Raw genomic sequence first — 13,763 nt, 5'->3', positions numbered from 1 at the left:
TTTAACCACTAAGGTGTTAATCCCTTAGTTATTTGTTCTGGTTATTAGGTATAACTGTTTATTAAGTTTCATTATTAAATAATAAAAATGCCTCGATGCTTATAGCACCGAGGCATTATTTTAACGCTTAAAAAACACTTAAATTATTGAAATACTTTATCGACTTTCATCACTTCAATATTTTTTGCAGGAATTGCTAATTTATAATCAGCAATCACTTTATCTTCAGCCACTAATTCAGCAGGTTTATTAGTGTTATAAATCATTGGTGATGTTTGCTGCGATGCTAAACGTTTTTGCATATCAGCGCCGTCACCAGTAATAAATACATAGTGAACATTGTCTGTTTGTAAGTTTTCTTTAATAACGCGATTAACATCAGCAAGCGTTAGCGTTTTAAGTTTATTAGTTACGTAACTTACAAAGTTATCAGTGTTGTAAAATTCGCTATCAAGCGCGTAACCTAATTGGCGATTTTGACTTGCAACCATTTGCGGCACAAAGTTAATTAAAAAGTTACGCGTAGCTTCAAAATCACCTTCGCTCATACCATTTTTAATTAGCTTATCTAGCTCAAACAAGGCGGTACGTGTTGCAAAGTGCGCATCGTTATTAGAGCGAAGTGGGCGTAACCACACTTGAAATATTTGCTCTGAGCGCCCTAGGTTTGCATCTGGCTTGGTTTGAAACATACCACGTGGAAAGTATTCAATGTATGCGTAATCGCCATAGTTCATGCCGCGAGTTTCACGAATGCGCTCATATAAAAAGCTGTTAGAACTACGGTGCTCACCAAAGTACGAACGCACAAGCCAAAGGGCTGTCCAGTCTTCGCTACTTCTTATTGTATCAATAGGAAAACCAAACGATACAGCAGTCGATTGTGCCGATTTTTCTACAATAGTTGCATGATGACCTTTAAGCACTGGCGCATCAGGAATACTTAAACGGCTTTGCTCACCTTTTGGTAGCGTTGCAAAATCGCTCATCATTTTAGCTTTAAGGTTTGCAGGCACAGCCCCAATTAAGCCAACCGTGAGTTTAGATTGCGTAAGCTCGCTGTTATAAAACGCTTTAACATCATCTAGCGTCAACGCTTCTAAATCCGAAATATCACCGTAGTTGTAACTTTCGTAAGGGTGATTGTTGTAAAGTGCACTGTATAGCACTTCTTTGCCTAGCTCTTCATCGTTAGATGCTTTTAAGCCTGATTTAATACCATCGATCATTTCTTTTTTAAGGCGTTTAAAGTCATCGTCTCTAAAGCCTGGGTTTAATAATTGATCGCTCACAAGTGAATACCACTGCGCTGCATTGTCTTTATGAATACGCCCTTGGAACGACAGCATTTCTTTATCTATTTGATAACCAAAGCTACCTGCAAGCGGATAAAGTGCTTTTTGAATATCTTTATAGCTTGTCGCCTCTGAGCCACCTTGTGCAAGCATTGCCGCAGTGAGCGCTGCAACACCTTTTTTGCCTTGAGGGTCGGCAGCCGCGCCGGTATTGAATAAAAAGTTAACATCGATTAACGGCGAGCTATTGGTTTTATCAAGTACTTTAAATGCAGGTGCCGCAGGTGCTTGTTCAAGCTTTGCAGTAAGCGCATTTAAATTAACTTCTTGCTCAAAACCTGGGGCTTTATCAAGTGCCGACATTGTTAATGTGGTACGTGCGTTATCAGTAAAGTATTTATTAGCAACGGCTTTAATATCTGCGCTGGTGATGTTATCTGCCGATTTATACAGCTGGTTTATAACCTCAGGATCGCGCTCAAAATGCATGTAGCTGGCAAGGGTTGATGCAATCGCTTGCGACGAATCTAAGCCATTAATAAAGCTGTATTTAAGATTCGATTTTAAATCACTTAGCTTTTGCTCATCAACAAGCTCAGTGCGTGCTTTTGCATAAGTTCGATTAATGGCATCGCGCGCAGTGGCTAAATCGCCTGCGTTTTCTACTTTAACAAATACGTGTAATAAACCCGGATCTTTAGTCTCTGGGTTATAGGTAAACATTTGGCTGGCAATTTGTTTGTCGACCACTAGCTCTTGATATAAATCTGAATTATTTGAAAAATAAAGCTGTGAGATTAAATCAAGCGCCGCTCTGTCTTTTTTAGCAGGCTCCCACGCAGCGCCTTTGTACGATACGAGTAACCAATGCCCTGGTAGCGCTTCATCTTGCTGGTGTAAATATTTTGGTGCTTGTTGAACAGGTTCTGCTTTAATGTCAGCAACATAGTTACCCTTTTTCCAGCTGCCCCAATGCTTTTTAACCATTGCCATTGTTGCTTGTGGGTCTACATCGCCCACGATGACAAGTGACACATACTCAGGCTTATAAAACTTAGCAAAAAATTCTTTACCATAGGCCATTTGATCAGGCATGGCTTCTATGTCTTTAAAAAAGCCCATAGTGGTGTGTTTATACGTGTGCTTATCAAACGCTTTTTCGCGTACAGCGCTTAATAATTTACGAATTGGGCTCGCGTTGTTTTTTAAGTACTCACCTTTTACTGTTTGCGCTTCTGTTCTAAATTGCTCTTCGGTGTAGGTTAAGTTTTGAAAAATATCAGCTTCAAGCTCAAGTACTTTATCAAGGTGCTGCTTTGAAAAGTTTAAATGGTAATTTGTGTAATCGTTTGTTGTATATGCGCGGTTATCAACACCTGAATTTTTTAATATGTCTGAGTACACATCTTCAGGGTATTTTTGTGAGCCTTTAAACATCATGTGTTCAAAAAAGTGAGCAAAGCCTGTTTTGCCCTCTTCAACTTCGTTACGCGATCCAACCGATACCGGAATTTGCAGCGACACTACATCAGGGTAATCGGTTTTAACAACCATGACACGTAAGCCGTTTTCTAGCTCTTCAATTAAGTAATCTTGTGAAAAAACACGGTCATCAGCTTTATTTACTTGTTCTTGTTGTGCTGTTGTTTGCGTGCTTTGGTTTTGTTGCATGGCGCAACCCGTTAAGGCCAGCGATACCGCTAAGCTGGTTGCTAATAATTTAAATTTCATTGTTGTCCCTTTTTAAATTGAGCAAATTTGTTGTCAGATTTAACTCTTTAATTATGCCCCAAAGCCAATAAATATAAGAGCCCCAAGGGAATTTATTGTGTAAACAACTGTGTCAATTATAAATTATGGGAACAAGCACTATGAATAAACATCATGTTAATTGAAAAACTTTCATTAAATAAATCTATCTAGACGTCTAAATGGCTGCTATATTAAATCCATCAAAACAAACTTAGCTGGAATGAGGATTATGGCTTTATCACTAAAAGAGAAGATAGTGGACACCAATCAAGGTGTTTATCTTATTGGTACTACCCCGCCTAAAATTGGCACCGATAAAGCGCAATTAAAAACCATTGCAGAAAAGCTATTAGGTCGCTTACACGAAATTGAATACGACGGCGTGATAATTTACGACATTCAAGACGAAAGCAGCCGAACTAATCAAGACCGTCCATTTGCGTTTAAACAAACCGTTGATCCGCGTGAATACAGCCATTTACTTCGTAATTTATCTGCACAAGATGTAATTACTTATAAAAGTGTGGCGCAGCGTGGCGTAGGCGAATTTAAAGATTGGCTAAGTGAAACTAAAAACGACTACGATTTACAAAATGTTGTTTTAGTAGGTAGCCCATCATCGATAGGCGATATAAAGCTAAGCCTGCCAGATGCTTATAAAGCATTGGCTGAGCAATCAGATGATTTCTTTTTAGGTGGCGTTACGATTGCTGAACGCCATTCAAGTAAACGAAATGAGCACGAACGATTAATAGAAAAAACAGCACAAGGTTGTCAGTTTTTTATATCGCAAGCTGTTTACGATGCACAAGCGACTATAGAGCTAATTACTAGCTACGCACGTACATGTAAAGCGCAGGGTATTATACCACAACGTATTATATTAACGTTTACCCCGTGCGGCGGCGAAAAAACCTTAGAATTTATGCAATGGTTGGGTATCTCAGTGCCAGAGGCAACAAAATGGCGCATGCTTGATGCAGACAATACATTAAGCGAATCGGTCCGTATTTGCCGCGAAAACCTCGACTTAATACTTAAAAGCTGTGCGCATTTAGATGTACCGCTGGGCTTAAATATTGAAAGCTTAACAAACCGTAAAGAAGAAATTGATGCATCAATTAACTTATACCGTTTATTAAAAGCTATTATGGAATTAAACCTTGCTGAAAAGCTAATAGCTTAAAGGCTAGGTAAGAGCTAATTAACCCCCTTCTTGGCAAGCCTCATGGCTTGCTTTTTTATGTCCGTACTTTGAAAAATAAATTAAGAAGTACAAGTAAAAATTTGCAGCTTAAGCTATTCATTGAAGCTATTTTTGGTTATTACTCTCAAGCCTTTTTAAGGCAAACCCCATAGAGGAGCACATAACACCAAAAATAAAACCTATCGCAGAAAAAACTAGCCAAGTTTTTGTGGCATGAGTCATGAGTCATGAGTCATGACGAACTTACTTTTATTATTGTGCTTTTTTAGCGAGTCTATACGCTTGTTTATTTTTATACATTGCGTGGTCTGCATCATTTAATAGCGCTTCAAATGGTTGCTTTTGTTTATTAGTAAAACTATAACCAATGCTGAGCGATAAATCGCAAACACCTTCTTTTAGTAAAGCATTTGTATACTCAGAGGATATTTTATCCATGATGTAGCTAATTTTGCTTTTATCGCTTAATTGCATTACTGCAACAAACTCATCACCACCTAAACGCCCTACTATGTCGGCATCTCTTAAATGGTTTTTTAGCGTATCCGCCAAAATAATTAAGGCTTTGTCACCTACTTCATGTCCAAAGGTGTCGTTTAATTTTTTAAAGTCGTTTATATCAATAAACAAGCAACATACGTCGAAGCCCAAACGCAGTGCTAAATTAAGCTTTTGCTGAGCTAGTAAGTTAAGTGCTCGGCGATTATAAATATCTGTTAATGAGTCTAACATGGCTATTTCGCGCATTTGTTCATAGCTGTAAACAAGCGCTAGGTCGTCTTCAATTAAATCGCGTAGTTGCTCTATGAGCTCAAAGTATTCATCGGTATAGCTAGTTATTTTAGTGTCTTTTAAGCATAGCGTGCCAAATACTTCACCTTCTGGCCAATGAATAGGTAAGCCTAGGTAGGATTCAACGCCATCCTCAACTACTTCTGGTAGGGTGTTCCATGCATCGTTATTGCTTGCATCATTAACATATAAAATATTATTAGTTTCAGCGACGTGCCGACAAAAAAGAGGAGTTTGAGGGGGAAGTATCGGGTTGGTTTCAAAGCTTGAGCCACCTTCGTTATTTCTAATAACAACGCGATAGCCTTTGCTTGTTGCCTGAACTATATAACCAGACGGGGCTGAAAAAAGCCCCGTGATAAGGTCCATTGTTTTTTGCCATTTATGCAAAGATATTTGGCCATCAACACCAGAGAATGCCCATTTATCAGTTTCAAACATTAACTTTACCTCGGCTATTTAATAGCTCCAGTATAGGCAAAAAAGTAAACTAAAAGCTATTATTTACGACGTCTACTTGGCTCTCTTTTACCTGTAATGCGTTTTTTATCGCGATCTTTTCGAGATTTATTCGTATTTTTACGATTATCTTTGGGCTTTTTATTTAAGTCAGGCTCGTAACCTTCTAACCACTGCGGCGTTAAACGCGTATCGAGTAATACTTCAATTTCTTCTAGCAGCCATTGCTCATCAAGACTTACCAATGACATAGCAAGCCCTTGTTCACCAGCGCGACCTGTACGGCCAATACGGTGCACATAATCCTCGGCAATGTACGGCAGTTCAAAATTAATTACGTATCTAAGTGTAGAAATATCTAAACCACGCGCAGCGACATCGGTTGCAACAAGTACGCGTGTAATACCTTCTTTAAAGTTTTGCAATGCACGGTCACGTGCGCCTTGCGATTTATCGCCATGGATTGATTCGGTTTTTAACCCATCTTTACACATTTCTTTAGCAAGCTGATCGGCCATTTGTTTTGTGCGAGTAAAAATAAGCGCTTGGCGCCAGTTTTTCATGCCAATCATGTGCGATACAAGTTCGCGCTTACGGTCTTCATCTACAGCGTAAATAACTTGCTCTACTTCAACCGCAGCTGAGTTACGTTTATCAACTTCAATTAGCTCAGGGTTTTTAAGTAGTTTTTTACTGAGTTCAAACACGCTGTCATCAAACGTAGCTGAAAATAGTAAAGTTTGGCGATCGCCCGGGATATGTCGCAATATACGTCTAATTTCATCAATAAAGCCCATATCAAGCATGCGGTCGGCTTCGTCAAACACTAAAGAGTCTACGCTTGAAAGTACCACACTGCCTTTAACTATATGATCAAGCAAACGCCCTGGTGTGGCCACTATAACTTGTGCTGTTTTAAGTGCTTTTATTTGAGGGCCAATACTTGCACCACCATAGGCTAAAGCACCATTGATGTTAGTGCCTTGTGCGTACTTTTCAAAGCTGGCAAATACTTGCTGAGCAAGCTCTCGTGTTGGCGTTAAAATTACAACGCGGGCAAGGCCTTGCTCATCTTTTTTAGGGGTATTTAAAAGCTTATGTAACAGAGGTAAAACAAAGGCGGCGGTTTTACCCGTACCTGTTTGCGCGCTGCCCATTACATCACTTCCGGCTAAAATAGGCGGAATAGTTTTAATCTGAATTGCGGTAGGCTGAGTGTAATTATTTTGCTCAATCGCTGTTAATAATAACGGGTCGAGATTAAGTGATGAGAACGTAGTGGCAGACATAGGCTTAGCTTTAAAATAACAAAGAGCGCTATTGTACGCATATTACTGTACTGCGTAAATTAACCAGTCCAGAAAAGTATTTAATCGTGATTGCTCTCTTTCGCTTTAGCGCTAAAATAATAAAAAAGGCGCTAAATAACCGTTGTATTTAGCGCCTTTTATAATTTGCTGTAGCTTTAAGCTGGCTTTAGTGTCGCTTTACGTTCGTTGTAAAACGCTATTAAATCGTCAACTGTTGCTTGGCAGTATTCGCGAATACCCGAAACCACCATGTGCTTTTCACCACTACCCACTTTAACGCCGTTTTCTAACAGGTTAAAACGTAGTGTAATTTTTCCGCGCTTACCAGTGTACTCAAAGCTTGGCTCTGCAAATTCAAGTACTGGCGCTGTTATATCAAGGTTATCAAGATTAATAAGCATTGATTCGTAAATTACCATCGGACGAGCAGGGTTTATCATTACCTCTTGCTTGCCCATTAATGGGATAATTACATGCGGAAAGGTAGTACCAGAAAACTCAACATAATTTTTTATTAGACTATTAGTTAGTGCTGGGCATTGGCTGGTTTTACCGCTGCGCTTTACCTTTAAAATTACTTTTTCGCCATTGGTAACATCAAACTCATCTGCTCCCTCAGGGAAATGTAGTTTGGTGTTTTCATCAACCATACCGGCAAAAGTAAATTCCATTTGTTCACTAATACCGTAGCGGTCTAGTACCAATGAAAAAAGTAAGTCTCCTGGCGCGCAAAACTTTTTGGCATCTTTGTCATGAAGTGGATTGTAATCATCAGCAACGCATTTAGCGAAGCGACAACCCTGCTCACGAGAGATAGAAACATAATCAGCATGCTGCTGAAAAAAAGGACTTAACATAGTTTGTTCACTGCTTAAACTGCTTATAACCTATCTATATTACCAGAAAAAAAATATTGAGAGGTCGAATCTGTTAGATTAATGGCTAAATAAAACAGAGCAATAAAAAAACAATGACCTTTTATTTGTTAGCGCTATCAATTATATGTGTTTTTCCGTACTGCAAAATATCAATAATGCGGCAACCCTTTTGGCACTACTTAATGGCTTTAAGTGTTCTAAGTGCGTATTTTCAAGGTTATGTAAATTTATATGCTCTGCTCAGCATTGGGCTTTACGTTGTTTTATACTACTGCGCGCTAAATGCAAAGCGAGCAATAATACGCGCTATATTAAGTACTGTTTTTATAACTTTCTCACTGGCATTAGCACTTCATTGGGTGTCTGGTTTTAATAACCTCCCTATTGTTATAGATGAGCGTATTACAAGCGATGCGATTGCTTTTACCTTTTATGCTAATTTTGATAAAGCTATGGCGGGGTTATTTCTTTGTGCTTACTTTTATTCGAATAAAAAAGCTTTAAAAGCAGACTCTAATAAAGTAAGTCGATTAAACGTTAAACAGCCCATTTTTATAATTATTGCTACGGTTTTAGCTTCGCTCACTGTGGCTTTAATACTTGAACTTGTAAGTTTTAACCCAAAAGTGCCCGACTTTTGGTTAGCCTTTATTGCTATTAATCTTTTATTTACCTGTGTAGCTGAGGAGGCTTTATTTAGAGGGTTATTACAAACCAAACTTAGCCAAATAATCTCATCTACTCGCCTAGCGTTACTTGCCCCAATAATGACAGCAGCAGTGTTTGCTTTGGCGCATTTTGCTGGAGGAATTAACTATGTATTGGTTTCATTTATTGCAGGCTTAGGATACGGCTATATTTTTTATAAAACGCAGCGTTTAGAATGGGCTATTATATGCCACTGGTTAGTGAACGTTTTTCACTTCTTTTTGTTTACTTACCCTATGCTCAGTAAAATCTAAATACATTTACAAATGCTAACAATTTACCCGTTAGCAAACATTGCCAGCGTTTGATTTTGTTAGTAATTTACTACTTTAAATAATAAATTAAAGGACTAATAAATATGCTACGTTTTATAGCGGCAATAACAGTGCTGGCCACAATAACCGGTTGTTCAGGAATGACCTATCATACAGACATAGACAACGGTGTTTTATCTCAAGAAATTGGCACCTACGTTAATAAAAGAGATTTACAGCAATTTTATAGCGACCAAGAAGCACACGAAAGTGGCGCAACACTTTTAGGCCGAATAGAAGGTGAAAGCTGTGATGGCGACGGTATGGGCAACAATAATGTAAGCTACAATCGCTCTAAATCAAACGCGATTGATTTACTTAAAGCTGATGCTATGCGCAGGGGCGGGAATGCTTTTACTATTAATTCCTGTAGTGAAACCTCTGTATCGTACTGCGACCTATCTGTTTTATGCACCGGACAGGCCTACGACTATTAATAAGTAAAAGTGCAAATTATATATTAAGCGCAAAGCTCAGTAGTACACGCTTTCCAGACTCGATTTTAGATACGCTGTGTTCGTACTTATCGGGTCTGAACAAATACACGCGATTAAATAAATTTATAATGCATTTAGAGCATTTAAATACCCCACCCGCTTTAGGTTTCTCTAATACAAAATTGAGCTTGTAATAGCGCCCTTGCTGCACAGGGTCAATATGGTTCATTACGCTATGATTGGTTGGGTAAGTAACAAGGTTTATCGAAAATGTGTTACTGCTAAAAATGGCTTTGTTTTTTACAGGTGCAATCATACTGCCTCCTATGAGTTTATATGCCCTATTGTATCATTGGGCTAAGTACTAATACTTTAGTTAAACAATATCAAAATACGATGTCATATAGCTAAACAGCCTGAAACAAAAAAGCCGAACTTATTTTACTAAGTTCGGCTTTTATAAGTGCATTTTAGTAATTATGCACTTGGGTATTCGCGGTACGCACGCTCTATATTTTTAGCCTGCTTTTTAGAAATACCTAAATGAGCAAGTGCAACACGTAAACGAGCACGTGATAAGTCAGAGCCTAATATTTCCATTGCATCAAGCACTGACGTACTTGATGTTTTGCCTGTAATTGCGACAAAAATTGGCTCTAAAAAGTCTTTAATTTTAAGCTCGTGGAATGTAGCCACTTCTTTTGCAATTGCAAAAATAGCGGGCTTATCAAAGCTACGTAAGCCTTCTAGCTGCCATACAAAAAATTGTAGTGCTTGGCGTATTACGTTTTCGTCTGCTTTACCAGCTGTTAATAGCGCAGGGTCGTAAGTTGGAATACCACCTACAAAGTGCCCTGCCAGCTCAACCATATCCGAAAGGGTATTAATACGCGTTTTAGCCTCAGGTAATACTTTAGCTAACATTTCACCGTTAAACTTCCAATCAACAAAGCGCTGAATTAACTGCTCGTCGGTTAGATTTTCGCGGATCCACATGCCGTTTAACCAGCTTAATTTATCCACGTCGAATACTGGGCCACCAAGCGATACGCGCTTCATGTCAAAGTTTTCAATCATTTCATTAAGTGTGAACTTTTCACGCTCATCTGGCATTGACCAACCCATACGACCTAAGTAGTTAAGCACGGCTTCTGGCAGGTAACCCATTTCTTTATAGTAGTTAATAGACGTTGGGTTTTTACGCTTAGATAGCTTTGATTTATCTGGGTTACGTAGTAATGGTAAATGACCAAGTACTGGCGCTTCCCAACCAAAATCTTCGTAAAGTTTTAATAACTTAGGTGCTGAGTTAATCCACTCTTCGCCACGGAAAATATGACTAATTTGCATATGGTGGTCATCAACTACGTTCGCTAAAAAGTACGTTGGGAAACCATCCGCTTTTAAAAGCACTTGCATGTCTACGTTTTCCCACGGGATCTCAATTTCATCTCGTAGGTAGTCGTTAAACTTAAATGTGCCTTCGCTTGGGATTTTCATACGTATAACGTAAGGTTTGCCTGCCGCTAAGTTTGCTTTAATTTCTTCATCTGTATGGTTTAAACCACGACCGTCGTATTTAGGGCGCAAGCCTTCTGCCATTTGCTCTTCACGCATTTTATCAAGCTCTTCGCTTGTTGCAAAGCAGTAAAACGCTTTACCATCGTCAACTAACTGATGCGCGTATTTTTTATATAAATCGCTACGCTCAGATTGACGGTAAGGACCAAATTCGCCACCCACATCAGGACCATGATCCCACTCAAGCCCTAACCAGCGTAAGCTATCCATAATCGCAAGTTCAGACTCTGGCGTGCTACGTACTTGGTCTGTATCTTCTATACGAAGTACAAATTCACCGCCTTGTTGTTTAGCAAAACAGTAGTTAAATAAGGCGATATAAGCGGTGCCAAGATGCGGGTCACCAGTTGGCGACGGGGCAACACGGGTGCGAATTGTCATGGTAAATTCTCTTTAAATAAGTGAGATAATAAAAGTGGTTTATGCAGCTACTTTGTTTAAGTAAGCAATAATATCGTTTGATTCATACAGCCATTGTACTTGGCCATTTTTCTCTATACGCAGACAAGGCACTTTAACTTTGCCGCCTTGCTCAAGAAGCTCTTGACGATATTGCTCATTATTTTTTGCATCACGCGTTTCTATGTTTAAGCCTTCGCGCTTAATAGCGCGGCGTACTTTTACACAAAACGGGCATGCTTTAAATTGGTACAGTTTAAATTGTGAGGTTTGCTGATCAAGCTGTGCTTGCTCGTCGCTTGCACGCTTTTTACTGCGAGGAGTAAATACAAAATTAAAGAATAAGATTATACAACCTAAAAACCAACGAACTAATTTCATGTTCTGTGCTCTGCTTACAACAATTTAAGGAGCCAGATTTTAGCACAAATTTACAATCAAAAAAGCTCAATACTGTTATCTATCTTTGGTTCGTTATTAACTTCTAATTCACTGTAGGAGGTAACTCTATTACGACCAGTATTTTTAGAGTAGTAAAGCGCTAAATCAGCCTGGTTTACAATACTCGATACAGTATCAATACTCACTAACTCTAAAAAACCAATGCTAATGGTTAATTGGCCAATTTGTGGAAAAGGGTATTGGGCAACATTAAGGCGTAACCGGTTAAGTGCAACATGTGCATCACCCTCTGTTTTTGCTTGAAATAACATAGCAAATTCTTCACCACCATACCTAAATACATAGTCTTCAATTCTAAAATTATTTTTTAGTAGCCGTGCAACAAGTAAAATAACCTCATCGCCAATTACATGCCCGTAGTTATCATTAATATTTTTAAAGTTGTCGATATCGGCAATAGCTAAATACCAACGTCGCTTTTTATTGTTATCATTTCTTGGTAACAAAAAACCGTTACCCGATACAATCTCAATTACTTTTTTATCAAATGTTTGCCTATTTAAAAGCTCTGTAAGTGGATCTAACCGCGACTTATATAATAGCCCAAGCTGATTAGCATAAATATTTAAAATATGTACAGCTAACATAGTTGTTCGTTCTGGTAATTCTTGCTCGGTTTCTATTAATAAAGTGCCGACTACTTTTCCAAAATGATAAATAGGCACGTAACTTGTAGTACTACTAAAGGCATAGCTCACCCTAATTTTATTTTGAGTGACCTTTTGTAATAACAATGATGCTTCATCTGGGCTTAATTGCTCTAAATTACTATTTGAATTTATAAGAGTAGGGGGTATGGGGGCTGAAAAATTTTTATTGACGTAAATGGCAAAATTATCAACTTCGAGCAAGTCGCCAATTATTTGTATTAATGCGCTATCTAAATCACTTTCCTCTTCTTGCTGGGTAAGCTTAATAATCCATTCATGCCCACACTTATTTGCCTTCATTACACTGCCTAAACTAATTAAACTTTTATTAGTCTAGACAATACTCATGAATTTACTAAGTTATGAGGTAATACTTATTAACTAATCCTTTAGAATAGGTATTAAAGTAATACTAAGTCGTCGCGATGCAATACTTCTGCACCACTATCGTATTCAAGTAACTCACCTATTTGATTTGAGTGTGCGCCTTTGATTTTATTTACCTCGGTACTGCTAAAACGCGTTAAGCCACGTGCAATTACTTGATTTTTAGTATCTATTAAATCAATTAAATCGCCTCTTTCAAAACGTCCAAATGCATTAGTAACGCCTTTAGCAAGTAAGCTTGCACCTTTATTTTGAAGGGCACTAATAGCACCTGCATCTATAACAATTTGGCCGGTACTTTTAGGCCCAGCTAGTAGCCATTTTTTACGGCCATCTTTTGGGGCGGTGAGTTTTAAAAAGCGTGTACCAGGTAACTCGTCACTCATACATTTTAAAATAACGTTTTTACCAGCGCCTTTAGCAATAATGACTTCAACGCCTGCACGCCTTGCAATGTCGGCGGCTTGCAGTTTAGTCGCCATGCCGCCAGTACCTAAGTTTGTACCACTGCCACCAGCAAGTTGGCGCAGCTCATCGTTTATATGTGTTACTTCGCCAATGAGGGTAGCATCGGCATTTGTGCGCGGATCGCTGGTAAATAACCCTTCTTGATCGGTAAGTAGCAGTAACTTATTAGCATTAGCCAAAATAGCGACAAGTGCCGATAAATTATCGTTGTCGCCTACTTTTATTTCACTGGTAGCGACTGCGTCATTTTCGTTAATGATGGGCACAACGTCGTAATTTAATAACGCATTGAGTGTATCGCGGGCATTAAGGTAGCGCTCTCTGTCGTCTACATCAGCGCGAGTAAGCAGCATTTGCCCTACATTTACCCCATATAAAGCAAACAAGCTCTGCCAAATATGAATAAGTTGACCTTGTCCAATTGCAGCAAGCATTTGTTTATCAATTAAGCTTCTGCCACAGGGTTTTAATAGTTGTTCGCGCCCAGCAGCTACCGCGCCGCTCGATACTAAAATAACGTGATGCCCCTGCTTTTTAAGCTCGCAGCATTGGCGTACTAATTCAACCATATGTGCTTTGTCTAGCTTATCGGTGCCGCCAGTTAGTACGCTTGTACCAAGCTTTACAACTATTACCTGTTCCCTTTGCATGTGCTTTTTACTAT

General features: G+C 38.9%; 12 protein-coding genes. 3 read left to right on the top strand and 9 right to left on the bottom strand.

What is annotated here, in order from left to right; translation table 11 throughout:
• Positions 1 to 143: 143 nt before the first annotated feature.
• Positions 144 to 3,026 (bottom strand): pitrilysin family protein, encoded by a 2,883-nt coding sequence (locus tag H5157_RS01285; RefSeq protein WP_182723967.1) that lies wholly within the window; start codon positions 3,024 to 3,026, stop codon positions 144 to 146.
• Positions 3,027 to 3,276: 250 nt separating this feature from the next.
• Here H5157_RS01285 and H5157_RS01280 point away from each other — a divergent pair, with 250 nt between their 5' ends.
• Positions 3,277 to 4,233: a methylenetetrahydrofolate reductase gene (locus H5157_RS01280; protein ID WP_182723966.1), complete on the top strand. Its 957-nt coding sequence runs from the start codon at positions 3,277 to 3,279 to the stop codon at positions 4,231 to 4,233.
• A gap of 273 nt (positions 4,234 to 4,506) precedes the next feature.
• On the opposite strand, the gene H5157_RS01275 is transcribed toward H5157_RS01280, so the two are convergent.
• From H5157_RS01275 to H5157_RS01265, 3 genes are all read right to left on the bottom strand, one after another.
• Positions 4,507 to 5,487, bottom strand: a complete 981-nt coding sequence (locus H5157_RS01275; RefSeq protein ID WP_182723965.1) for a sensor domain-containing diguanylate cyclase — start codon at positions 5,485 to 5,487, stop codon at positions 4,507 to 4,509.
• Between the two features lie 59 nt (positions 5,488 to 5,546).
• Positions 5,547 to 6,794 (bottom strand): DEAD/DEAH box helicase, encoded by a 1,248-nt coding sequence (locus H5157_RS01270; RefSeq protein WP_182723964.1) that lies wholly within the window; start codon positions 6,792 to 6,794, stop codon positions 5,547 to 5,549.
• 176 nt (positions 6,795 to 6,970) lie between these two features.
• A complete protein-coding gene (locus H5157_RS01265; protein ID WP_182716070.1) occupies positions 6,971 to 7,672 on the bottom strand; it encodes a DUF3581 domain-containing protein in 702 nt (233 codons plus the stop codon).
• Between the two features lie 203 nt (positions 7,673 to 7,875).
• Between H5157_RS01265 and H5157_RS01260 the strand changes: the two genes are divergently transcribed.
• Entirely contained in the window at positions 7,876 to 8,655 is a 780-nt protein-coding gene (locus H5157_RS01260) for a CPBP family intramembrane glutamic endopeptidase (RefSeq protein WP_259399335.1), read from the top strand.
• Positions 8,656 to 8,759: 104 nt separating this feature from the next.
• Complete coding sequence (locus H5157_RS01255; RefSeq protein ID WP_154903480.1) at positions 8,760 to 9,152, top strand: hypothetical protein; 393 nt, start codon at positions 8,760 to 8,762, stop codon at positions 9,150 to 9,152.
• A 16-nt stretch (positions 9,153 to 9,168) separates the two neighbouring features.
• Here the strand turns inward: H5157_RS01255 and H5157_RS01250 are convergent, their stop codons facing one another.
• The 5 genes from H5157_RS01250 to proB form a co-directional block, all read right to left on the bottom strand.
• A complete protein-coding gene (locus H5157_RS01250; RefSeq protein WP_002958795.1) occupies positions 9,169 to 9,468 on the bottom strand; it encodes a hypothetical protein in 300 nt (99 codons plus the stop codon).
• A 161-nt stretch (positions 9,469 to 9,629) separates the two neighbouring features.
• Positions 9,630 to 11,114, bottom strand: coding sequence for a glutamate--tRNA ligase (gltX, locus tag H5157_RS01245; RefSeq protein WP_182716801.1), 1,485 nt, complete (start codon positions 11,112 to 11,114; stop codon positions 9,630 to 9,632).
• Positions 11,115 to 11,153: 39 nt separating this feature from the next.
• Entirely contained in the window at positions 11,154 to 11,513 is a 360-nt protein-coding gene (locus H5157_RS01240) for a glutaredoxin domain-containing protein (protein WP_002961611.1), read from the bottom strand.
• 56 nt (positions 11,514 to 11,569) lie between these two features.
• Complete coding sequence (locus H5157_RS01235) at positions 11,570 to 12,544, bottom strand: GGDEF domain-containing protein (RefSeq protein ID WP_182716800.1); 975 nt, start codon at positions 12,542 to 12,544, stop codon at positions 11,570 to 11,572.
• Positions 12,545 to 12,645: 101 nt separating this feature from the next.
• Entirely contained in the window at positions 12,646 to 13,749 is a 1,104-nt protein-coding gene (proB, locus tag H5157_RS01230; RefSeq protein ID WP_039484993.1) for a glutamate 5-kinase, read from the bottom strand.
• Between the last annotated feature and the right edge of the window lie 14 nt (positions 13,750 to 13,763).

The organism is Pseudoalteromonas sp. SG43-3 (assembly GCF_014164385.1).
Lineage (GTDB): Bacteria > Pseudomonadota > Gammaproteobacteria > Enterobacterales > Alteromonadaceae > Pseudoalteromonas > Pseudoalteromonas distincta.
The sequence above is the reverse complement of the archived record's forward strand: the minus strand, read 5'-3'. Positions and strand labels throughout refer to the sequence as shown.